Below are 22,841 nucleotides of genomic sequence, written 5' to 3' on the forward strand. Positions count from 1 at the left end.
GTTAATATGGCCTTATGTTTCGGAGGCCTTTGCATGCGCTACTCACAAGACCACAAAGCACAGACCCACTTGCGCATCATCAAGGAGGCTTCGGTGCGCTTTCGCCGCGACGGCATTGGCGCTACCGGCCTGCAGCCACTGATGAAGTCATTGAACCTGACGCATGGCGGGTTCTACGCACACTTCAAGTCCAAGGACGAATTGGTGGAAAAGGCTCTGCAAGAGGCCGCCGCGCAGCTGGATAAGCATTGTGAAAAGCTGTTCAGCCAGGAACGGCCACTGGATGCGTTTATTGACAGCTATCTTTCTGAATGGCACCAGACCTCGCCGCACGAGGGATGCCCGCTGACGACCATGTCTTCGGAGCTGGGGTTGCGAGGGCAGAACAGCCGGACGACTGACGAAGTACTCAATGCTCGGCTCAAGCAAGTTGAAGATGCGCTTGGGAGTTCCAATGCCGGGGAGCAGAGTTTGGTGTTGATGTCGACGCTGGTAGGGGCATTGATGTTGGCCCGGAGCGTGGAAAGCGCCGAGTTGGCCAGCCGAATTCTGGATGTTGTGCGCGCTCATCTGAAAAAACGAATCACGCAAAATTGAAAAGACCGGCCAAAGACCGGTCTCTTGTTTATTGCTGTAACGTCTTAGTTGACCTCCAACCGATCGCGGTTCTTATCCAACAATGCCTTTCCGATCCCTTTTACTTCCAGCAACTCATCGACTGCGGTAAATGGTCCATTGCTTTCTCGATAAGCAATGATCGCCTTAGCCTTGGCTGCACCGATACCGAACAGGTCGCGGCGCAGGGTTTCAGCGTCAGCGGAGTTGAGGGCAACCTTGCTGGACTGTTGGACCTTGGTCGTTTGCGCGCTGATAGGCGCCGGCGATTCAGGCTTGGTGGAAGACGGCGCTGCGGTGGCAACCATCGAAACACTGGCAAGGAAAGCAAAAACGAGGGATGAGATATACGCTCTACGCATAGGTGACGCTCCATAGTACCAAGTAAGAGAAAGCAGCTTTTCCCAAGCTGCCTTTCAAACTTAGATGATTTCCAGAAGCTGTCAAAAACCAAAAAGTTACCACATATTATTCAACCCAATCATGTAACAATACCATTCAGCAGGTAGCGATTTAAACGCCGCCCCAATAAACGTAAGCCGATTTAATACCCATGATCATTCCAGGCATCAGTATCGCCAGTAACAACACTCGAATGAAGGATTTCGACTTATTAAGAAATATCATATAGACCATCGGCAGAATGACGAATGCAGGCTGCATGATCCTCATCAAATCCTGGTGAGAGTTAACGCTGGTCGCAGCAAGACCCAGGAAAAACAGAACAACACAAAACAGGCGACTGAGCATCGCAAGTTCATCAGGTGACAAGTCAATGTCCAGCACCCGTCTTTGATTGAAGAGAAATAAAAGTACAACCACAAACAAGAACACATAGATGTAAACGAAAAACCCTGCATTTGTATCACTTTCCCACACACCATCACCCGTGGCCACGGCCTGTTTTAGAAACCCGACCAATAAGGATGCGCCCAGCCCGACCACCAATGAAACGAAAAATTTAGTGCCGACACTTATGGTGTAAAATCGATTACTGAACAGGAAAATAGCGCCGACTACGACCGCCAAAATAGCGCTGGAATAGTGAAAAACGACCGAAGCAATGATCAAAATAAAACAGACAAAGAAGCGCCCACTCAGCATCCCGATAAATAATAACGTAAACGCTATATGAGAACGCCACACCCAAAGCACCGATGCGTATGAGGGATACCAAAGGGTAAAGATAAAGACTGAGATACCCACCAGCCACAAGGAGCGCAGAGGGGGAATATCAACCTTGCGCGCGGAGCAATATACAAAAACAGCTAATAATGATAGTACGACAAAAATACAAGAGAACGCAAAGTCCTGCAGATCCGTAATAAAGTAGCTAAAAAAAGCATACACCGTGAGGTAGATACCCAGCTCCATCTTTCCCGTTTGCAATGTCAATAAATCTGCAAACGCTTGTGCCCCTTCAGACACGAGCAAATTATAAAAAAAATAATACGTACGGGCATCGGTGATTGTAGAATTTTCGTCAACAATGGTAGAAAAAACAAATGAAAAGAATGCGACAAAAGAAATGCAAAGCAACGCCGCGAATGCATTCTTAACAGATAACGTTCGAATAGTTAGCATGACTACCACTTCAGGAACAGGTGAACAATACCTTGATAGAAACGAATCTCCTTGTAAGCGGATGGTTTAGTCATCAAGCTTAAAAACAGGCTCAGGGCCTGCGCCTTTCTGTTGGTGGCGATGTTTCTAAAGCGGACGCAGCGAAGTGCAACTTCAGCTTCTGAAAACTCCGCAGTTCCCGAGTAATTTTCGAGTATCTTCACCTGCTGGTCGTACATCAGGTCTAACTGCTTTAACGTATTGTCAGGATGTTGCCTATACTCTGCAACCACCTCAGGAAGAGCTTCTAAATATTCACCCGAAGCACAGGTCAGTTTTAACCACATGTCCCAATCTTCTACTCGGGTATTGACGTTAAACCCGCCAACCGCCAATAGTTTGTCAGGCCGCAGCATGCCAGAGACTGCGGGCAGTTCGGCCTTGAGGGTAATCACCTCTTTAAATCCATATTTCCCTGAGCGAATTCGCGCAGCGCCACGTACACCATCGTCGTCGATAAGGTAAATAGACCCAAAGGCCGCCACGCACTCGGGTTGCTTCTCCAGATAGCTAACCAGGAACGCAGTTTTTTCGGGCAAGATGCGGTCATCTGAAGCCAGGGCAGAGAAGAATTTACCCTTGGACCACTCCAGCGCCTGATTCAAAGTCCTGGACAGCCCTCTGTTCTCCCGAGCTATATAGCAGAACCGCACGAAGCGACGCTCGCACGCATCCAGAAGCCCTTCGATTACTCTAGTCGAAGCATCAGAGGAACCGTCGTCAATAATAATCAACTCAATGTTCTGGTAAGTTTGCTGGATAATACTTTTGATGCTGTGTTCAACAAACCTCTCGTGATTGAATACTGGAATACACATACTGACCAGCGGCTGATCAAGTCCCGACTTATTCAACACGTGCATCTCCCAAATAGCGCCTGAAAACAAAAAAATACATGACGAGCAAGTAAATAAAATAATTCACCGCGTGAGCGATCGCGACACCTTCAAAGTCAAACACTTTGACAAATAATACCGTGAGCAAATAAAAACTCAGAGAAAATATTATTTCAGTGACCACGTAGAGTTTTACAAGTGGCCTGCTCAACATGATATAGGCAAGCATCCAGCCGCACGTCTTGAACAGGTCTCCCACCAATTGCCAGAAAAACAAATCACGCATTGGCGAAAAATTTTCTGTGAAGAGAAGAGAAATAACCAGGTCGCGCAATCCAAATACGACTGCGCCCCCCACCATGACCAAAGGCACCAACAACTTAAGACCTGACAGCACTTCTTTTTTTAGAATTGCTTTATCGCTCTCCGCTGAAAGCCTCGGTAAAAAATAGACACTCAGGGTCGTGGTAATCAACAAGAGGTACGCAGCACTCAAACGCCACATGGCCTCCCAATACCCTGCTTCGTCCCAACTCAGGTTTTCACCGAGGTAGTTACGAACCAGAATATGACTGACCGGCACGCACAGCGCAGAGGTCAAGGCCATGAGTGTGTACTTCGATAAATTAATCGCCGTGGCAGCGTCTATTCGCCCTATAAACAGATCAAGCTTGAACCATTCCAACCGGATGCAGAATATAAACGTCGCCAGAAAACTCAGCGACTGATAAACCGCAAGCCCAACAAGCGCGCCATACAAGCCTAGTTTTATCGCCAGCACCGCGGTGATCACCAGCGAAAATATGCTACCTGTTATATTGGCGAGCACATATCGAACGATTTCCCTTTTTCCGTTCAGGATCGCCAGTAGCAGCGAATTCAACGAGAAAAAAACCAAAGCCAAAGAAAACCATACGAAGACACTGGCAAACTTGACGTCCTTCAGAAACCAGCGGGACAGATCGTTCGCGAAAATAAATATCACCGCGCTCAGTAACACTGACGCCCCGATGGAGATAGTGCCAGCGGTACGCCAGACTGTCCGTTGCTTCCCTACGTCACCTTCGTACTCGGCGGTATACTTGGTAACCCCGGTATTGATAGCCCCGCTTGCGAATGTCGTTATCATCTGGACAGCGTTCTGAAACTGCCCGACGGCAGCGTAGCCGGCGGGCCCTACATAGACAGCGAGAACTTTATTGATACCCAGCAACGCTATCATCTTTATGATGACAGCTACGCCGTTCAACAAGCTCGTCCGAATCAGGTTCATCTTACGAGTCGCTGACAGAAAAACGATTGCACGCTTCTATTACCGCGCTCACTTCAGCATCTGTCATGACGGGGCTAATGGGCAAACTTAACACTTCCTTATGCATCGACTCAGAAATCGGGTAGCTCTCGTCATGAAACTGGGGATACGCCTGCTGCTTGCTTGGGGGTATTGGATAGTGGATCAGCGTTTGAACGCCGCTGGCTGTCAAATGTGCCTGAAGGGCATCACGGTACTTGGAGCGAATTACAAACAAGTGCCAGACATGCGACTCAAATTTCTCAGCATCCATTGACGCAGACAACGGCAAAACAATAGCTTTATTAACGATACCCTTAAGGTAAGCGTTCGCAATCACTTTACGGCGCTGGGTATGTTCATCGAGATAACGAAGTTTGACGCTCAGGACTGCCGCTTGAATTTCATCCAGCCGACTATTCACACCTTGGTATAGATTTTTGTACCTTTCGTGAGAACCATAGTTGCGTAACGCACGTAGCGTTTCCGCAAGCTCATCATCATTGGTGGTAATTGCTCCGCCATCTCCCAGTGCACCCAGGTTTTTCCCTGGATAAAAACTGAAGCCGGACGCATTGCCCCAGCTTCCTGCTTTACGCCCCCCAATACTGGCGCCATGGGATTGCGCAGAGTCTTCAAGGACCAATAAACCGTGTTCTTCGGCAATCGCAAGGATAGCCGGCATATCGGCCAGCTGGCCGTACAGGTGAACAGGCAAGATTGCCCTTGTCTTGGAGGTGATCGACTCGCGTATAGCCTGCGGGGAAAGGTTATAGCTAAACGCGTCAGGCTCCACCAATACAGGCACCAAGCGATTTTCGGTAATCGCGAGGACGCTCGCTATATAGGTGTTGGCCGGGACAATAACCTCATCGCCCTCTTTCAGCTTGCCCAGCTCCTTCCAGGCGCGCAATGTCAGCGTGAGCGCGTCAAGGCCATTGGCAACGCCAATGCAGTGCTGGGTACCGCAATAATCGGCAAACGCCTTTTCAAACTCAACCAGTTCATTACCCGCAATATACCAACCTGACTCAATGACACGCTTGCAGGCGGAGAGAAGTTCTTCATTCATTACTGAATTCAAGCTCTTCAAGTTGAGAAAACTGATCATTTACAACTCCATCCGATAAAAATCATGGACCACAGCTCTTGCGCCAAAGCCTTCTTTTTGTGATACCAGCCCCTCGTTCAGGACAGTGCCACTGTCTTCGGTAGATATTCCGAAGCTAAAATACTTTCTTGAACCATAAACATCCGTTATGAGATTGTTCAATACAAAATCCAACGCGCCTACCTGCCTGCCGCTATCACTGGCAGCCAGATACTGGGTATGTACAATATGCCCAAAGTCAAATACCAGGGCACCGGCCAGTAGGGAATTATCTTTCACCGCACCGTACAGCTTTATTTCGTCAGGAAATCGTGACATCAACAACTCTAACTCAGCCAACGAATGCACGGGTTTGGAGTCAAATCGTTCAAGCACTTTTGATAGCAACCCATGAAAATCGGACGCGCTCACTTCTGCACTGAATGACACGTCATTTTTTTCAGCCTTTCTGATGACGCACTTTCTGGAGTCGGATAGCTTAGGTGCTTTTGCAATCTCGATAACCGATGACACATCTCGACGAAACAGCTTCGCGTCGTTTCTAAACAACGCATACAGGTCTTCCTCGGCTGGATAGCTGGTAAACACCGAAGGAATACATTTATATACTAAACTTGACGCGCCAACTTCCTTATAATACGTTTTCAGCGCATCAAAAATAGACAATATTGCGCTGCAGCCAATGTCCTTGGAAAAGATCAGCCCTGCATAGGTCAACCCGGAATGGCTATACACGGTATCGCCGATAAGGTTGGCCGGAAAAATTGCAACTGGGCGATTTTTTTTGTAAACAATTATCGAAACGTCCTCAAAACGTTCTTCGTGATAACGAAAATACTGAGACATATGTAAAAAGTTGCCGTTCTTTGAGTTTTCGACAACCTGGTCCCACTCGACACTCAAGGAAGCGTGATACTTTTTAATTTCAAACATTAAGGTTACCGCCTATGTCAATTTTCATTAGGCGGAGCCCTTCAACGTCGCCATTTGCCTTAAATCCAATTTTTTCGTACAGCTTTATAGCGCGGATGTTCTCGGGGCTTACCTTAAGAACAACGCACGTCACACCGATTGAACGCGCAAAAACAAAAACCTCACCGATAATTAACTGACCGAGGCCTTTGCCCCACAGCTCTTTTTCACCAATATACCCCCAATACTCACCCACTCCGGCTTCGATATTTTTCAGCCCGGCAGCACCAATCTTTCGGCCCTGGTAATCAATACCGAAGATCCGGTAATCTTTTCTCGAGGGTAGGGAGGAGAAAAAATCACGTTGTTGCTGATCAGTAAAATCGGGGGTATGGGTTAGATTTTTTATTTCGCTATCACGAAGCCACTTACTGCTAAGCGCAAGATAACTTTCATCATAATCGACTAGCTGGATCATCAATTACTCTCTTACCAGCTTTACAAATTCATTGTAATCTCGAATATAGTCACTTTCTTCATACGGCTCACTGGCAAGCACCAAAAGTACACAGTTTTCGCTGAAGTCGTGCATTTCACGCCATGTAAGGCCTTCAATAAGAATCCCCTTGGTAGGGCAATCAAGGATTACTTCTTCTCGACTGAATCCATTATCGAGCACCATGCGGCATTGGCCCGCCATACAGATGGCGACCTGCTTTAACTGGTGATGTGCATGAAAACCACGGCTCACGCCTTCGCTAGTTCGGTATATGTAGTAAACCCGCTTTATCTCAAAAGGGATAAGCTTCCCTTGCTCGATTGAAACCAGGCTTCCTCGGTGATCACCAAGGATTTGAAAATCTATCCACTTTACCAGACTCACCACTCACCCTCCGTGTCATATCAGTGATAACGTAATTAACATACTTATCTAAAAACCGCGTATCCACGCATTCTTGTTATTGTACTGATGGACTTCATATTTCGCTCAGGCGCCCGGATTGGCTTCATCTGCTCCAGGGACGGCGACACATGCCTAACCGCATCCGAGCTCGCCGCCCCAGGGCGCTGCAAAATTCTCAGGCCGTGGTTGGGCTCCACAGTGCTTCAGAGCCTCAAACGGCTAACGCGCACGCGCGTTTTTGAAAATTAGTGTCCGCATGGGAGCTTGGAATTCTATCACCTGCGTGGCACCAAGACATCCCTGCTGCCACTCTTTCCCAAGCATAAGCTCGACGGAGCGCCTCAGCGCTGCCGTTCCAAGCAAAGGTTTTCTTCGATAAGGCGCATTTTGGGAGGGCCCGTGGATATCCGATGCTGAGGCCAAAAAAAACCCGCCGGAGCGGGTTTTTTTATTAACGCAATGTCATACGCGATAGTGCGGGCTCACCATAAAATTTGAGTTCACCCTCCTCCCACCAGGTGGCGAAGTTCTGTCCAATGCCACCGGGAACAACTGCTTGAGTGGTGTCTACCGCAAAAGGCAAGCCCTGGCTCGACACCTCAGGCAACGACAGGAACCCGGTTACAACACAGCCCTTTGGCGAAACGTCCGGTGCAGCATTGCGTCGCTCCAGCACCACAGAGCCAAGTGCTGATGTGCCTGTTTGCTGGACGAAAACATTTGATACCCGAACATAATCCACGTCGGTTACCAATACTGCTGCGTCGCCACAGTCTCCGTAAACGCCATCGATCTCTACGTCGAAGCTACCAACCCCAAAAATATCGACCAACTGGCCGGTTACGTTATCACCAACGTTGTCAATAAACTTGTTGTTGCCGTAGGAAGTAACAAGCTCGTAGCAGTCTTCCGGCGCCCCATCTGCCCAGCACTCTCGGACCAAGAGCCCGGAGGTTTCCCAAAACTCACACACTTCGTTGCCCGCATTATTAGTTCCATCGACCTTGTGGAAGTAACACTGGCGCAGAGTGACATTTGTAGTCCGGCGCCATTCAAAAAGGCGGCGTTCAGCGACGTTACCTTCGAACGAGCAATTTTCAAATACGCAGTTATCCGCACCATTACCATACGCCGCAGTTTGGGTAACCTCTGGCGTATAGGTGAAGCGCACATTCTTGAAGGTGCTGTTTTTGATCATGTTGGGGATCTGGCTATAAATATTGCCCCCGGGCTTCAGATAATTGAGATCACCGATGCCAACCGCACAACCGCTGATAACCGAATCGCGAACCATCGCGTACTCAATTGTCCAGCCATTGCCGATGTGCCAATGGAAATGGCTGGACGCAAACAGGCATCGGTAGACCTCGACATGGAATTCACCTGCACCGTAGGCATAGAAAACCCCATTGGTCGCCGTACTCTTCGCTGTCCCCGACACAATACAATCGGTCAGCTTGACGCTCTTCGCAGCCAAACCGTTGCCAAAGAAGCAGTAGTTCGACACGCCTGCAATTTCACAGCCGTACATCTCGAGCGAGCCGCTGGTGAGGTAAGCGAGCAACTCATCAGCCGTACCGTTCGCACCTTGGAACTTGCAGCGCTCAAACACTACCGGTGTACCGAAACCAACCAGATTGATGATCGAGGAACCATTCGAAGATCCCGAAGCAAGGACGTTATAAAAACGAATGTAATAGGTTGCCTGGGGATCATTCAAAACGAAACTTGGGTTACCACTCGAAAAGACAATGTTCTTGTCCTTGATAATGTAAGGGTCAGCTTGTGTCCCCGTTCCCGTTGCCGCCAAGGCAGCAGCGCTCGCTTGAGAGGTAATCGTAATGATTGCGGCATCTGCACGGGCATCGCCAGTAATGCCAACTTTTGTGATATCCGCAGGGCCAAGAGTAACCCACGGCTGACAGCCGGCATTACGGCGAATGGCCTCCGCCTTGAACATTGCTTGTGTCCTTACAAGTTCAGAGAGGGACGCAGTGCCTACGGTTGTCGAGATAAAGGAATCCCCGGCGAGCTCTTGGCCCAGATCGAGGGTGTTATTGGTGTTAGAAATCATACATTTATCCTTTTATAGCAGGTCATATTGTAGGTCGACTGGCAATGCACGCCTTGGAGTTCAGCAACTCAGATGAACCACTCGGTGCCAGCACACGAGGAACCAATCTCACTCCGACGCTAACTCACGGCTATTACCGTCATTTCGCAGCCTTTCTGAGTGGCTCGCAGCCATAATATGCACAAATGCAAAATCATTCAATGCAAAAATGCATTTATGCGAAAATATTTGCACTTGTGCATTTTTCCGAAAAAAGATGCCCAAGGTAGGCCAAGGGTAAACGTTAAGGTCATTGCGGGATGAAACGCATGGAGGGAGATGTGGCTACGGCGGGATGCGCGGGGAATGGTGTGCGAGCAGTCTGAGACGTCTTTATTCTAGACAGATGTAACCGGCTGGCCAGGGTACCAGCCGGTTCAAAACATTGAAGCAAATGAGTTGACTTGAACCAGCGCAACTCTCCAAGTTTATCTGTGCGAAAAACCCTAGGCGCAGCTTCGGGACCTTACGACTCTAGTCGACGCTGCTGGTAAATCCAGTCGACAATTTCACCATCCGGTGTGTACCCGCTGACTGTCTCACGCAGCAATTGGCGTACACGACTGTAGTCGTCCCGGTCCACCGCTGCGAGCAATTCGGTCAGTTTGGCCTTGAGCACATCCCAATGCAGATGATCTTCATTGGCGCTCATGATCATCGGATGCTGAGTGGCGACAACATTGTCCCCGATCAGCAATTCTTCATAGAGTTTTTCGCCAGGGCGAAGGCCAGAAAACTCGATGGAGATATCGCCATTAGGATTTTTTTCAGATCGAACGCTCAGGCCTGAAAGATGGATCATTTTCTCCGCCAATTCGACAATTTTCACCGGTTCTCCCATGTCTAGGACGAAGACATCCCCCCCCAACCCCATGGAACCCGCCTGAATTACAAGCTGTGCCGCCTCAGGAATCGTCATGAAATAACGTGTGATTTTCGGGTGCGTGACCGTCAATGGTCCACCGGACTTGATCTGCTTGTGAAACAACGGAATCACCGAACCGGATGAGCCCAAAACATTTCCGAAGCGCACCATGGTGAAGCGGGTCTTATTGACCCGCGAAACGTTTGAGCTATCACCAAACAATACGGGCGCCAACTCACGGCTCAAAGCCTGAAGAGTCAGTTCAGCCAGGCGCTTGGTGCTACCCATCACATTGGTTGGACGGACAGCCTTGTCTGTAGAAATGAGCACGAAATTCGCCACGCAACACTGAAGTGCAGCTTGGGCCGTATTCAGCGTACCTATCACGTTGTTCAACACACCTTCGGCAATATTGTGCTCGACCATTGGTACGTGCTTATAGGCGGCTGCGTGATAAACCGTGTTGACTCGCCACGTCTTCATAACATCCAGCAGCTTGGGCTGGCTACGTACGGAGCCAAGAATAGGCAGCAGCTTTATTGGCAGCGATTCGCGGGTTATCCGTTGTTCAAGCTCCGACAGGATACTGTAAAGATTGAATTCGCTGTGTTCGAACAGCAACAAAGTCGTTGGACGTAACGACAGGATCTGGCGGCAAAGCTCTGAACCAATCGAGCCACCAGCGCCGGTCACCAATACGCACTGACCTTTTATACAATGCTCCAGCAACTCTTCCTGCGCGGGTACCGCGTCACGCCCCAGCAAGTCAGCAATATCGACTTCCTGGATATCGTCGACCTTGACCCGCCCGCTGGCTAAATCCATAAAGCCGGGCACACTGCGCACATGCAGCGGAAGCCCTTCGAGGAAGCCCAGGATTTCACGGCGGCGACCCCGATTGGACGACGGGATTGCCAGCAGTATTTCCTGCGCACCGGTAGCTTCGATCATGCGCTGAATATGCTTGGGCTTATAGACCTGCAACCCAGCGATAACCCGATCCGAGATGCTTGTATCATCGTCGATAAAGGCAACAGGGCGCATCACGCGCCCCATCCGCAACGCTGCAACTAATTGGTTTCCCGCAGCACCGGCGCCATAAATGGCAACGCGCGGAAGACCGTCTTCACGGTTGGTGAATGGAACATGCTGCGCCGCCGTGAACCAGTCGCCGAGGAAGTATTGGCGCATGGCCAGGCGCAAGCCGCCAACCATGATCAGGCTCAACCACCAGTAGTTGAAGATGATAGAGCGCGGCACGACGTTCTGGTGATCGCTATACCAATAGACGACAACCCCAAGGATCAAGGATGAAAGACTAACCGCCTTGATAATAGCGATCAGCGCGTCGTTCCCAAAGTAGCGCATGACAGCGCGGTACATTCCGAAACGGATAAATAACGGGATGGCTATAACAGGCGCGCTCAGAAACAGCCATCGATGCAGGCTTAGTGGATTGATCATTTCATCCACGCCCAAACGGACGACAAAAGCCATCCACAGCGCCACCCACACCAGGATAACGTCAGCCACGACTTGCAGAATCCGCTTTTTACGGCGGGGTAGGCCTAACAAAAATGACCGCATCGTATCCATAAACCCGTTCAACACCTCTTGAAACTCCTGACGCCACGACCACCTTATGCCGATTGAGCACTAGAGTGAGTCAATAGCCCTTAAATCGACCGGCCCGAGGAGCTAGACAACCTTTTCCAATTCGCCTGCCTTGTATTTTATAGCCAGCAAGACGAGTGGTAGATAAGCGATAACCAGCCCAAGCAGGCCGTTCAACCCGTACAGCGCGACACACATTGCGATGGGCAATAGCCAAAACACGTTAATAGCTACCACCGAAAGTGTCACTGGCAAATGCTTCCCGAACTGGCGCGATGCAAATTGGTAAGCATGGCTGCGGTGAGCTTCGTAAACCTTGTCTCCTCTTGCCAAGCGACGTATCAGCGTAAACGTTGCATCAACAATAAATACGCCCAGCAAGATTAGCCAGACCCAAAATAAATCAGCGGAACGCCATGCCGCCTGCAGCGAGAGCAGCCCCACCAGAATCCCCAGGAAACCACTGCCCGCGTCCCCCATGAATATCTTTGCCGGCGGAAAATTCCAGAACAAGAAACCTGCAACCGCCATGCTTAACAGGAGAGGCAGTGAAATCAGATCCTGATAACCCACCAGCCAATAAATCAGGCAAGCCCCCATGCAAACACAAATCGCTTCTGCACTGGCAAGACCGTCGATACCATCCATGAAGTTATAAAGGTTGAGCATCCACACCAGATAAAGGGCCGCAAGGACATGACCCAGCCATCCTAAATCGATAGTCAGGCCAGGCAAACTGATGGGCGGGAGGCCATTAAGCCAAAACAATGCCCAGGCAGCAGCACTGAAATGCCCCAGTAAGCGCCATCGCGCAGCAATATGCCCATGATCGTCGAGGAAGCCCAGTATGGCTATCGTTGCGCCAGACCCCAGCAAAGCCAGCATGACAGAACGGGTAATCTCGTCGTTGACCCAAAGTAACGGAACCGCGATCAAAAAGCTGACAACAATCGAAACCCCTCCCCCCCTGGGGGTCGGGACAGAGTGTGAACTGCGCGCATTAGGGATATCGATCAGGCTACGTGCAAGCGCGTAACGACGTAAGAGCCACGTAAAAACCAACGCCAGAATTGCAATGAGAGGCGCAAGCCACAGTAAATCGTTCATCAACAGCTCCAATTTCAGCTCCATGTAGGGACCACTTCTATTTCAGGCTTCCCTGGAAACTCTTGGCCGTTTTGCTTAATGCTTGCTTGACTGTTGAAGGCGGTTTCCAACTCAGCAACTCGCGAGTTTTGCGAATATCAACCTGCAAGGAACCGCACAGACGCTGGGCAACCGCTTTGCGCCCGAGCATTGATGCGCCCTTGAGCAGCAGCGCCGCAGAAACAGGAATCAGCCGAGCCGGCTTATCTAGCGCTACGCCCATGCGAGTCAGTAGTTCAGTCGTCGACATGTCGTCACCGTCACTGACCATAAAGGTTTGGTTGGCAGCGGCCGGGTGATCCAGGCAGGTCACTATCAGATCTACAAGGTTATCCAAAGCAACCAGGCTGCGCTGATTGTGAATAGCACCCAGCGGAAGAGGGATACCTTTGTTCAACCAACTCATCATGCTGCGAAAGTTGGCCTTGACGCCCGGCCCGTAGACCAGCACAGGCCGAATGATGACAATCTCCATACCTGTTCTTTGCCCCAACAAGATGAGTTGTTGCTCCGCTTCCATTTTGGAGATGCCGTAAGCATCCACAGGAGCGGGTACATCATCTGCAGTGTAGGCTTTGCCCCTAGGCGTTCCTTCTCCGTTGACCTTGACAGAGCTGATGAAGATAAATCGTCGAACACCAGCACGAGCCGCCTGCTCGGCCAATCTCAACGTGCCAACAACGTTAACTTTACGGAACTCAGCCAACGGATCGCTGGAGCGGTCGGCCATCACGTGCACTCTCGCGGCGCAGTGGATCAATACCTGGACTGCTGAAATGGGCAGGTCGCCATCGGCAAGGTAGTCTGCATCGACACGTATGGGCACTACATGCTCGGGAAGCGCCACACGGTCCTGTCGCACAAGCGCCATGACCCGGGAGTTCGTCTGTCTGGCCAAGCGCTCAATAAGCGCACTGCCTATGAAGCCTGTTGCACCAGTAACAAGAAAGGTCTGCTGCCGACTCAAACTGCACGCTCCAACTGCTTGTATACGTCCAAATGCTGATCCACGATCTGCTCGATTGCAAAAGCCTGCTTCGCCAGTTCCCGGCCCGCCTGACCCATTTTCCGACGCAGCACCGGATCCTCAATGAACACCTGAAGACTGTCTGCCAATGCGCGACTGTCACGTACTGGTACGAGAAATCCGGTTACATCCGGGTCTATGGCGTCTCGACAGCCTGGCACGTTGGTAGTGACCACTGCTCGACCGCAAGCGGCAGCCTCCACCAATACCTTGGGCAGACCTTCTCGATAAGAAGGCAACGTCACGATATTCGCCTGAGCGAACAGCGCTGCAATATCGTTGCGATAGCCGAACATTTCCAACAAGCCTTCATTACGCCACTCTTCAAGTTGCGCCGTGGTGACTGTTGCCGGGTTGCCCGGATCGATATCTCCAATCAATTGGAAGCGAGCATCCACGCCACGCCCTTTGAGGATCCTCGCAGCCTCGACAAACTCGACCACGCCTTTATCCAACAGCAGCCGCGCGGCCAGACATACGACCGGCGAGCCTACTGGTTCAGGAACGGCAGCATACTTTGAAAGATCAACGCCTGACCCTCGAATCATTACCACTTTGGAAGGTTCAAGGCCTCCCTTATCCAGCAGCAAATCACGGTCATCCGGGTTTTGAAATATCGCACGCAAGTTACGTTTGCCCAGCGCAAGACGGTAAAAAGTACTAACGACACACCTAGTCAATACAGCTTTGAACCCTCTGGACAGGAACACAAAGCCCAAACCGGAGATTGCCGCGACCACACCTTTGACCGGAGCAAGACGAGCTGCAACACCGCCATACAGAACCGGCTTTAGTGTGACCAAATGCAACAAGTCTGGCTTGAGTCGCCAAAGCAGCTTCCAGATCGAAAAGATCAACCCAATTTCTGCCACCGGGTTTGTACCGCTACGTGACAGCGGTAACGCATGAAATTCGAAGCCCTCTTTAACGATGGCGTCGACTGCGGAACCAGGCATGCAGGCAACATGGACCTCGTAACCTGCAGCCCGTGCCCCTTTAGCCACGGGCAGTCGGTGCGAGATAAAAAAACCAGGATCGTTGACTATGAATAACAGGACACGACTCATGCTTGTTCATCCAACCATGCTTGAAACATCAGAATCGTCCATAGATGTGACTGCCAACTTCCTCTACCCGCAAGGTGCTCTTCCCACATACGTCTGATTGGTCCGGGATGGAAATAGGCCTCCTGGCGTAACCGCGTTTCGTTTAGCAGCGATTCAGCCCAGTCGCGCAGGGGGCCGCGTAGCCAGTCACCCAACGGAATACCGAAACCTTGTTTCGGTCGCTCAATCAGTTCTTTTGGCACATGGCGGTAAAGAACTTCACGCAACAGCCACTTACCCTGGCCGTCACGAATTTTCAAATTGAGCGGCATTCGCCACGCCAACTCTACGATACGGTGATCCAATAACGGGACCCGCCCCTCGATACTGGCGGCCATCGCCGCCCGATCCAGCTTGACCATGATGTCGTCAGACATGTAGGTCTGGGCATCCATCGCCATCATCCAATGTTCGAAACTGTCGGTGTCTGGCCAACGAGCACTGTCAGTGAAAATGGTTGGGGGCTCCTCGCCACCAATTACGACGCTACCCGGGTCACTCCAATGGCTGTTGAGTTGCAGGTAGAACTCATGCCCATCGGCGAGCGCCAGTACGTTCGCCAACTTATGAGCCTTATCACCTGGCGTACTGACGTGCATACGTTGCGGCAGAAGCGGCTTGGCCAATCGAAACAGACTATCCCACGTGGAGGGTGACACTGATTTCAAAACCCGAGCGGCCGTATGCCGCGCCACGGGGGGCAACGACTGCATTTTCGACCAAACCTTTTTCGCACTCAGGTAACGGTTATAACCGCCAAAAAGTTCGTCACCACCGTCACCACTTAGAACCACTTTCAACTGACGGCTCGCCAATTGACTCACCAAGAAGGTCGGAATTTGCGAGCTGTCACTAAAAGGCTCGCAGTACATCGAGGGTAACCGCGGAATAACATCCAGGGCGTCCTGGGAACTCACATAAAGCTCGGTATGTTGAGTCCCCAGGTGCTGGGAGACCGCTTTGGCATGAACGGCCTCGTCATAACCACCTTCTTCGAAACCGATGGTAAAGGTACGAATTGCCTGGGTGCTCTGGGCCTGCATCAACGCAACGATGGTACTGCTATCAACGCCACCACTCAGGAACGCGCCCAACGGCACATCCGCCACCATTTGCTGGCCGATGCTAGAAAGCAGGCTCGACTCCAACAAGTCGGTTGCTTCAACTGATGTACCTACAAACGGATCTGCAATACCGTTGGCCACTGCGTCGTTAAGTCGCCAGTAGGCTTGGGAAGTAGCATTTTTCGCAGCAGGAATATCGCCTAGCGGCAGCGAAACGTAACGCCCCGGCTCAAGCTTCGATATGCCCTTGTAAATGCTGTAAGGAGCAGGAATGCAGTTGTGACGTAGCAATAACGTCAATGCGTTACGATCGATCTCGGCTTTAAAACCGGAGAATGTCTTTATTGCCTTGAGTTCCGAGCCAAACAGTAACGTGTCACCCTGCCAGCCGTAATAGAAGGGTTTTTCGCCCATCCGATCCCGAGCAAAGGTCAACATCTGCTCCTGCTTGTCCCATAGCGCGAACGCAAACATGCCGACGCAGGCCTGCAAGGTTTTCTCGATTCCCCAATTCGCAAGGCCGCACAGCAAGACCTCTGTGTCCGAATGACCATGCCAACCCTGCGAGGCCAGTCCTTGATTCTCCAATTCGTGGCGAATTTCGGCGTGGTTGTAAATTTCACCGTTAAATACGATGACAAAACGCCCGGAATCGGACTGCATCGGTTGATGGCCTGCTGCCGACAAATCGACAATTGCCAAACGTTGATGCCCTAACCCCAGGCCAGCGTGTTCATCCTCCCAAATGCCACTGCCATCGGGCCCTCGGTGGTGGATGGCTGCATTCATGCGGGCTACGATTTCCGCTACGCTGCCATCTTTAACATTGAAAATACCGCTGATTCCACACATTAATCAGTATCCCTACAAGAAGCTATTTGCTAACGACCTTTAGCTATGCCGTGACGTGGGCAATAGTAAAATCAGTCGCAACGTGCCTCATCGACGCAAAACAACAATTTCAAACAGGTAGCTGCATGGGTAGAAAGTTAACGCCCTATTCCAGCCAACGAAATCACTTTAAGAACGCTGCGTACCACGGCATGGCCACTTCAATGCCTTGTTGAATACTAAACTTGGGGGCATACCCCAACAACTGTTGTACCTTTGAGATATCCGCTTGTGAATGCCGGACATCGCCCGCACGAAACTCACGATAAATCGGGTCTTTCTCGTAGACAACACCACTGTTGAGCAGCGCTTGACGAAGCGTCGAGAACAAAAGGTTCAAATCCGTACGACCACTGACCGCGACGTTATAGACCTGATTGCGCACAGCAGGATCAGTAGCCGTAGCAGCCAACAGGTTTGCTTGCACCGTATTTTCTATGAAACAAAAGTCTCGACTGGTCTCGCCATCGCCGTTAATAAAAATATCTTCATTTTTTATCATCGACGCCGCCCACTTCGGGATAACAGCCGCATAGGCGCCGTCCGGATCCTGGCGTTTACCGAACACATTAAAATAACGCAAGCCAATCGTCTCAAAGCCATAGCAACGTGCAAAAACTTCTGCATAAAGCTCATTAACGTATTTGGTGACCGCATAGGGAGAGAGAGGCTTGCCAATGGTGTCTTCCACCTTCGGAAGACCAGGGTGGTCACCGTAGGTGGAACTACTCGCCGCGTAAGTAAAACTCTTTACGTTCGCATCTCTGGCGGCAACCAATATATTCAGGAAACCGTCAATATTAGTAGCGTTAGTAGTAATCGGATCATTTAACGATCGAGGTACAGACCCCAGGGCGGCTTGATGAAGAACGTAATCTACGCCTTCACAGGCTTGATGGCAGTCATTCAAGTCGCGTATATCGCCTTTCAGAAAACGGAAACGCGCCCATTGTTCAGCCGAAACAGTATCGCGTACTTCATCAAGGTTACGCTGGTGCCCCGTGACGAAGCTATCCAACCCAACCACGTCCTGACCAAGACCTAGCAATGTTTCCAACAAATTTGAGCCAATGAAACCCGCTACCCCGGTAATCAACCATGTTTTTGGCGAGGATGGGAGTGTGTGTAGTAACGCTTCGTAGCGGGTCATCAATTCAGCTCACTGTCAGTTAAATTTAAATCATTCTGAAATGGTTTTTTCAATAATTAAAGACGAATATCCGACTCTTCACGGCTCAACAGATACTTCAGATCGTAAAGAATATGCTCTGCCTTACCGAACTTCCGAATATTTTTAGCGCCCAAATTCCTGAACTCATCATGAGCAACGGCAAGCACCACGCCATCGTAAGCGTTGATACCCGGTTCAGTCACCGGCGTAATGCCATATTCATGCTCTGCCTCAGCAACACTTACCCACGGATCGTAGACATCAACCGCAATATTATATTCAGCCAACTCTCGAACTATATCCACAATCCGGGTATTACGAAGATCAGGGCAGTTTTCTTTAAACGTAAGCCCCATAATCAGAACCCGTGCACCATCGACATGTATGCGTTGTTTCAACATAGCCTTCACAAGCTGGGAAACAACATACGCCCCCATTCCATCATTCAGCCGGCGACCCGCAAGAATAATTTCAGGATGATAACCGATTGATTGGGCCTTGTGAGTCAGGTAATAAGGGTCGACACCGATACAGTGTCCACCTACCAACCCGGGACGGAACGGTAAGAAGTTCCACTTTGTGCCAGCAGCCTCAAGTACGGCCTCAGTATCAATTCCCATCTTATTGAAGATGATGGCCAACTCGTTAATGAGGGCAATATTGAGGTCGCGTTGGGTGTTTTCAATAACCTTGGCTGCCTCTGCCACTTTGATGCTACTGGCTTTGTGCGTACCGGCAGTAATGATCTGGTTATAGAGAGCATCTACAAGATCGGCGACTTCTGGCGTAGAGCCGGATGTTACTTTTTTGATCGTTGTAACTCGATGCTCTTTATCACCTGGATTGATCCGTTCCGGACTGTATCCCGCAAAAAAATCGACATTAAATTTAAGACCGGAGACTTTCTCAAGGACAGGAACACAATCTTCCTCGGTTGCACCGGGGTAAACCGTCGACTCATAAATAACGAGATCGCCTTTTTTCAGTACCTTGCCAATGCTTTCAGACGCCTTGATGAGAGGAGTAAGGTCAGGCTGATTGTATTCATCTATGGGTGTTGGCACGGTCACTACAAATGTATTACAACTTCCCAACTCTTCGAGGTTACAGCTGAAGCTTAGAAGATTTGCCTGCTTCAGCTCCTTATCACTCACTTCCAGCGTAGAGTCATGCCCATCCTTTAGTGCCTGGATGCGAGGCTGGTTAATGTCAAACCCAATCACCGTCCGGTGCTTGCCAAACTCGACTGCGAGCGGCAGGCCAACATAACCAAGGCCGATAATGGCGAGCTTAATATCTTCCAGTTTTTGCATATTCAACGCCTACGTAATCAAAGAATTCAGAATTTCACTGAGCGGTTCCCAGCGTAAAATGCTTAAAACGCGCTGTTCCCGCAGAATTTTGTGACAAATCTTAACAAGCAATCTGAGAACTAGCCCAGCTCCGCAATATGGGCGTCTCCTGGTAAATCGACGCCGCGACCACTGGTGTGGAATGCTCGCCCTTGGCGACCCACAAGAGGTGGACCGCCATTACGCCCGGTACGTCCTTGCATCCAGGTACACCGATCAGAAATACCAATACGTCTTCGCTTGGCTACGTCGCCTCAGAATTCACACGGGATAAAAGGTGGTGACCCAAGGGCGACAATCATACTACGCGAGGTGAATCACACAACCCGCGACTAGCCCTATCATCAGCGGCCTCGCGTAAATGAAAGAGGACAAGAAAGAAAACATTAGGGCGAATACGAGGATGGCCATTTACCAGCACCACCCAAAACGGCCTAAGCCTGCTCCAACTCGGCTAGGCGGACTCAGTACTACCTTCTTTCTGCGTAAGGGCAGCAGTAGCAGAAACAGGAAACACTACCCGTATTGCCTGCTCTCTACGCCGACTGTCAAGAGCCACGCGGATTATCGCTATCGCTATACCGAGCAAACAACCAAGGACTAAACCCAATGCAATAACCAGTGACTTTTTTGGATAGACAGGACTCAGCGGCTCAAGCGCCTGCTGGTCGATGGTTACGAGCTTCAGACGACTCATATCAAGGTTGAGGTTTTTGAGACGAGCCTGCTCCGTCCGCAGCGGCTCAACACCGCCCAGGAAAATATCTTCATTCTCACGACTATTGAGGACTTCAATCTGACGGTTCGACTGTAGTAACTGAAGCTCTTTGGCAATCTCAGCGATTCGAGCCTCGGTAAAATCATCTGACTTGCGCCGCACCAGAGCGGCACGTTCAGCCTCCAGTGCTTCGACTCCCATAAAATACAACGGGATAGCCTGATTATTGATTTCGGTGCGAATCATATTTGGCGAGCCGCCACGATCAGATTCGCCAAGAGACGCAGGTGTAGCCGGCTTCCTGATTCCCAGCGATTTGGCGATACCGATGGACTCATCCAACTGTGTTATGCGATCCGCACGCTGGACCTTAAGGCGAGACCTCAGCGCCTTTAGTTCATCCTGAAGCAAGGCGCGATTCAAGACGTCCTTCTCGGTTAGAGTCGCAATTTTTGCCTCTTTATCATTTTCATAATTAGCACGCGCGGCGTCCATCTTTCCGTTAAGTTCATTTAATCTATTTTTGACAATGACTTCCAGGTCGGCGGAAATTTGCAGACGCTCCATCGAAATAGCGTAATCAACAAAGCTGTTTAGGATTTCCGGACCATTCACCCCTTGCGGGTAATTCATTTCGAGCTTGATATACGCACTCAATGAATCAGCCTTATTTGGATCAGGAAGTATTAGGTTGATAGACTTTCGATTGAACTCCTCAAAGCTTTGCTCAAGCGTTCGCCCAGGACGCTCAAACACCTTGAAAAGTCTTTGATTAGCCCGAAAAAAACCTAAACGAGTTTCATATGATTCCAGTGAGGCACCCACTTTAACGAGTGCATCTCCCGGTGGTAATTTGTAAACATCAGACCGATTTAACGCATCTAATTCATTAATCGCAGCCGGGCGCAACACACTACTGACTTTATATTCCGGGACAACCCAAAATACATAAGCTGTCGCGATCAACCCCACAATAAGTGCGGTGACTATGATGAGTGCCTTCTGCTGCCATAGCGCACGAAAAAGCGCGACAAGATCAATTTCATCGGACGGCGGTACCGGAGGGGCATCGAAACTACGACTCACAACAAAAACCTGCCTTCAAAGAGAAACTGCGGGCTCGTTATGCAGGCATTTTGCGGTGCTTTTAGAATTATATCCGCCAACAGCCCCGGCTTCTCTGCTGGGGGTAAGGCTCACAAAATACCTGTTCTCGAGAACAGAAAGCATTTTGCCATCTAATGACTACATTACAAGCCTTGACATTCCGTAGGACCTTTCCTAAAAGGTTAAAAAACCCTACAAAAAGTCTTTAAAGTGACAGCTTTTCATACGAGGCACTCAGTTTTTGAGCACGACAGGTTTCACGCCGGCCCTATGGCCCACCCTCAACGCCGCCCCAACCAATGGGCCGATGATCATCCCGACAATCAAAGAAATCGTCACGAAAATAGAAACAGGTGCCTGTGGCGTAGACCACCCCAAAAATGACAACGTGGCAGTCTGCTGATTCTCTAAAACGAACGTCAGCACACCCAGCACGATGACCAAGATGATCAGTACCAATAAAACGCGTTTAGCCCCACGCATATTCTTCTCCTACCGCCAAAACACTCAGACGCCCTCTTCCTCGTCTTCGTTCACCCGATCACGCAATTCTTTGCCCGGCTTGAAATGCGGCACGAATTTGCCGTCTAGGCTAACGGACTGACCAGTCTTCGGGTTGCGCCCCACGCGAGGTGCGCGATAGTGCAGCGAAAAACTGCCAAACCCACGAATCTCAATCCGATCCCCAGTCGCCAGGCACTGTGACATCTGTTCAAGCATGGTCTTGATGGCCAGCTCAACATCCTTGGATGAGAGCAGCCCTTGATGGGTGACAATTCGTTCGATCAACTCCGACTTCGTCATATTTTTCCCTTCTTTTTCAAGCAGCTAGGAAAAGCGCTTCGAAGGTTTTAGCATGACCCGACGCTTTTGAACAGCCCACGCATTAACTTATCTGCGTGACGGACATATCCCCACAAAGGGCTTCTACCCGATCAATTGCAGGTCACCAGCATCGTGCGAGTAACGGCACCCGCCGGATTCCACCCGAAGAGATAATCACCCTCCTCGTCCTTGGCATCGCTGGACCGGGCCACGACCTTGTAACCCCGGCCATTGCACTCGCGCTCTGCGCGCTTCTCGCACCGGCCCCAGTTGCCCCCCAACCCCGAACAGTCAATTTCAACACCGCTTACACCATGCCGAGCATGCGTCTTGGCCCCAGCGGCGCACCCGGCCAGCATTGCCAAGGCGACAACCAAGATAAGCTTGTTCATTGCGCCCCCTATTACCGGAGAGCCTGGGAACAGGCCTCCAAGACCTATATACGGTTCTGACATCTATAAACCCTTCGAGGTTCTGGATCGCCAAGCTATTAAATTACAGGCACAAAAAAGGGCGACCGAAGTCGCCCTTTTTCTATGGTCTAGCAGAA

At 50.3% G+C, this 22,841-nt stretch carries 21 protein-coding genes; 1 reads left to right on the forward strand and 20 read right to left on the reverse strand.

Going from position 1 to position 22,841, the window contains the following annotated elements; translation table 11 throughout:
• The first annotated feature begins 33 nt into the window (after positions 1-33).
• Positions 34-597 carry a TetR/AcrR family transcriptional regulator gene (locus ACZRN6_RS00810; protein ID WP_464006997.1) on the forward strand — a complete coding sequence of 188 codons (564 nt, stop codon included), beginning with the start codon at positions 34-36 and terminating at the stop codon, positions 595-597.
• Between the two features lie 44 nt (positions 598-641).
• On the opposite strand, the gene ACZRN6_RS00815 is transcribed toward ACZRN6_RS00810, so the two are convergent.
• From ACZRN6_RS00815 to ACZRN6_RS00910, 20 genes are all read right to left on the reverse strand, one after another.
• On the reverse strand, positions 642-977 hold the full coding sequence (locus tag ACZRN6_RS00815; RefSeq protein WP_464006998.1) for a ComEA family DNA-binding protein: 336 nt from the start codon (positions 975-977) through the stop codon (positions 642-644).
• Positions 978-1,128: 151 nt separating this feature from the next.
• On the reverse strand, positions 1,129-2,199 hold the full coding sequence (locus ACZRN6_RS00820) for a hypothetical protein (RefSeq protein WP_464006999.1): 1,071 nt from the start codon (positions 2,197-2,199) through the stop codon (positions 1,129-1,131).
• Between the two features lie 2 nt (positions 2,200-2,201).
• A complete protein-coding gene (locus ACZRN6_RS00825; protein WP_464007000.1) occupies positions 2,202-3,095 on the reverse strand; it encodes a glycosyltransferase family 2 protein in 894 nt (297 codons plus the stop codon).
• On the reverse strand, positions 3,085-4,347 hold the full coding sequence (locus ACZRN6_RS00830; RefSeq protein WP_464007001.1) for an O-antigen translocase: 1,263 nt from the start codon (positions 4,345-4,347) through the stop codon (positions 3,085-3,087). Before ACZRN6_RS00830 ends, ACZRN6_RS00825 begins: the two co-directional genes overlap by 11 nt.
• 1 nt (position 4,348) lies before the next feature.
• On the reverse strand, positions 4,349-5,476 hold the full coding sequence (locus ACZRN6_RS00835; RefSeq protein WP_464007002.1) for a DegT/DnrJ/EryC1/StrS family aminotransferase: 1,128 nt from the start codon (positions 5,474-5,476) through the stop codon (positions 4,349-4,351).
• The gene (locus ACZRN6_RS00840; protein WP_464007003.1) at positions 5,477-6,409 is read right to left on the reverse strand and encodes a GNAT family N-acetyltransferase; all 933 of its coding nucleotides are present in this window, start codon (positions 6,407-6,409) and stop codon (positions 5,477-5,479) included. It abuts the gene before it with no gap.
• Positions 6,402-6,866, reverse strand: a complete 465-nt coding sequence (locus ACZRN6_RS00845; RefSeq protein ID WP_464007004.1) for a GNAT family N-acetyltransferase — start codon at positions 6,864-6,866, stop codon at positions 6,402-6,404. The genes ACZRN6_RS00840 and ACZRN6_RS00845 overlap by 8 nt, the downstream gene beginning before the upstream one ends.
• Before the next feature lie 3 nt (positions 6,867-6,869).
• Positions 6,870-7,271 (reverse strand): sugar 3,4-ketoisomerase, encoded by a 402-nt coding sequence (locus ACZRN6_RS00850; RefSeq protein ID WP_464007005.1) that lies wholly within the window; start codon positions 7,269-7,271, stop codon positions 6,870-6,872.
• 472 nt (positions 7,272-7,743) lie between these two features.
• Positions 7,744-9,366 carry a hypothetical protein gene (locus ACZRN6_RS00855; protein ID WP_464007006.1) on the reverse strand — a complete coding sequence of 541 codons (1,623 nt, stop codon included), beginning with the start codon at positions 9,364-9,366 and terminating at the stop codon, positions 7,744-7,746.
• Positions 9,367-9,871: 505 nt separating this feature from the next.
• A complete protein-coding gene (locus ACZRN6_RS00860) occupies positions 9,872-11,866 on the reverse strand; it encodes a polysaccharide biosynthesis protein (protein WP_464007159.1) in 1,995 nt (664 codons plus the stop codon).
• Between the two features lie 102 nt (positions 11,867-11,968).
• Entirely contained in the window at positions 11,969-12,991 is a 1,023-nt protein-coding gene (locus ACZRN6_RS00865) for an MraY family glycosyltransferase (RefSeq protein ID WP_464007007.1), read from the reverse strand.
• Between the two features lie 37 nt (positions 12,992-13,028).
• Positions 13,029-13,997 carry a UDP-glucose 4-epimerase family protein gene (locus ACZRN6_RS00870; RefSeq protein ID WP_464007008.1) on the reverse strand — a complete coding sequence of 323 codons (969 nt, stop codon included), beginning with the start codon at positions 13,995-13,997 and terminating at the stop codon, positions 13,029-13,031.
• Positions 13,994-15,124, reverse strand: a complete 1,131-nt coding sequence (locus ACZRN6_RS00875) for a glycosyltransferase family 4 protein (RefSeq protein ID WP_464007009.1) — start codon at positions 15,122-15,124, stop codon at positions 13,994-13,996. Before ACZRN6_RS00875 ends, ACZRN6_RS00870 begins: the two co-directional genes overlap by 4 nt.
• A complete protein-coding gene (asnB, locus tag ACZRN6_RS00880; protein WP_464007010.1) occupies positions 15,121-17,079 on the reverse strand; it encodes an asparagine synthase (glutamine-hydrolyzing) in 1,959 nt (652 codons plus the stop codon). Before asnB ends, ACZRN6_RS00875 begins: the two co-directional genes overlap by 4 nt.
• Before the next feature lie 163 nt (positions 17,080-17,242).
• Entirely contained in the window at positions 17,243-18,268 is a 1,026-nt protein-coding gene (locus tag ACZRN6_RS00885) for an NAD-dependent epimerase/dehydratase family protein (protein WP_464007011.1), read from the reverse strand.
• 56 nt (positions 18,269-18,324) lie between these two features.
• On the reverse strand, positions 18,325-19,602 hold the full coding sequence (gene tviB, locus ACZRN6_RS00890) for a Vi polysaccharide biosynthesis UDP-N-acetylglucosamine C-6 dehydrogenase TviB (RefSeq protein WP_464007012.1): 1,278 nt from the start codon (positions 19,600-19,602) through the stop codon (positions 18,325-18,327).
• Between the two features lie 493 nt (positions 19,603-20,095).
• Positions 20,096-21,445 (reverse strand): Wzz/FepE/Etk N-terminal domain-containing protein, encoded by a 1,350-nt coding sequence (locus ACZRN6_RS00895; RefSeq protein ID WP_464007013.1) that lies wholly within the window; start codon positions 21,443-21,445, stop codon positions 20,096-20,098.
• A gap of 255 nt (positions 21,446-21,700) precedes the next feature.
• Positions 21,701-21,949 (reverse strand): LapA family protein, encoded by a 249-nt coding sequence (locus tag ACZRN6_RS00900; RefSeq protein ID WP_322144033.1) that lies wholly within the window; start codon positions 21,947-21,949, stop codon positions 21,701-21,703.
• Between the two features lie 24 nt (positions 21,950-21,973).
• Positions 21,974-22,270, reverse strand: coding sequence for an integration host factor subunit beta (gene ihfB / locus ACZRN6_RS00905; RefSeq protein WP_003218804.1), 297 nt, complete (start codon positions 22,268-22,270; stop codon positions 21,974-21,976).
• A 131-nt stretch (positions 22,271-22,401) separates the two neighbouring features.
• Positions 22,402-22,683, reverse strand: a complete 282-nt coding sequence (locus tag ACZRN6_RS00910; RefSeq protein ID WP_322144032.1) for a hypothetical protein — start codon at positions 22,681-22,683, stop codon at positions 22,402-22,404.
• Positions 22,684-22,841: the final 158 nt, after the last annotated feature.

The sequence above is a fragment of the Pseudomonas sp. A125 genome (assembly GCF_055409485.1).

Coding starts and splice junctions, on each gene's coding strand:
- ACZRN6_RS00875 (WP_464007009.1), bottom strand. CDS start 15,124: ATGAGTCGTGTCCTGTTATTCATAGTCAACGATCCTGGTTTTTTTATC.
- ACZRN6_RS00885 (WP_464007011.1), bottom strand. CDS start 18,268: ATGACCCGCTACGAAGCGTTACTACACACACTCCCATCCTCGCCAAAA.
- ACZRN6_RS00855 (WP_464007006.1), bottom strand. CDS start 9,366: ATGATTTCTAACACCAATAACACCCTCGATCTGGGCCAAGAGCTCGCC.
- ACZRN6_RS00835 (WP_464007002.1), bottom strand. CDS start 5,476: ATGATCAGTTTTCTCAACTTGAAGAGCTTGAATTCAGTAATGAATGAA.
- ACZRN6_RS00910 (WP_322144032.1), bottom strand. CDS start 22,683: ATGAACAAGCTTATCTTGGTTGTCGCCTTGGCAATGCTGGCCGGGTGC.
- tviB (WP_464007012.1), bottom strand. CDS start 19,602: ATGCAAAAACTGGAAGATATTAAGCTCGCCATTATCGGCCTTGGTTAT.
- ihfB (WP_003218804.1), bottom strand. CDS start 22,270: ATGACGAAGTCGGAGTTGATCGAACGAATTGTCACCCATCAAGGGCTG.
- ACZRN6_RS00810 (WP_464006997.1), top strand. CDS start 34: ATGCGCTACTCACAAGACCACAAAGCACAGACCCACTTGCGCATCATC.
- ACZRN6_RS00860 (WP_464007159.1), bottom strand. CDS start 11,866: ATGGATACGATGCGGTCATTTTTGTTAGGCCTACCCCGCCGTAAAAAG.
- ACZRN6_RS00865 (WP_464007007.1), bottom strand. CDS start 12,991: ATGAACGATTTACTGTGGCTTGCGCCTCTCATTGCAATTCTGGCGTTG.
- ACZRN6_RS00820 (WP_464006999.1), bottom strand. CDS start 2,199: ATGCTAACTATTCGAACGTTATCTGTTAAGAATGCATTCGCGGCGTTG.
- ACZRN6_RS00845 (WP_464007004.1), bottom strand. CDS start 6,866: ATGATCCAGCTAGTCGATTATGATGAAAGTTATCTTGCGCTTAGCAGT.
- ACZRN6_RS00815 (WP_464006998.1), bottom strand. CDS start 977: ATGCGTAGAGCGTATATCTCATCCCTCGTTTTTGCTTTCCTTGCCAGT.
- ACZRN6_RS00840 (WP_464007003.1), bottom strand. CDS start 6,409: ATGTTTGAAATTAAAAAGTATCACGCTTCCTTGAGTGTCGAGTGGGAC.
- ACZRN6_RS00830 (WP_464007001.1), bottom strand. CDS start 4,347: ATGAACCTGATTCGGACGAGCTTGTTGAACGGCGTAGCTGTCATCATA.
- asnB (WP_464007010.1), bottom strand. CDS start 17,079: ATGTGTGGAATCAGCGGTATTTTCAATGTTAAAGATGGCAGCGTAGCG.
- ACZRN6_RS00900 (WP_322144033.1), bottom strand. CDS start 21,949: ATGCGTGGGGCTAAACGCGTTTTATTGGTACTGATCATCTTGGTCATC.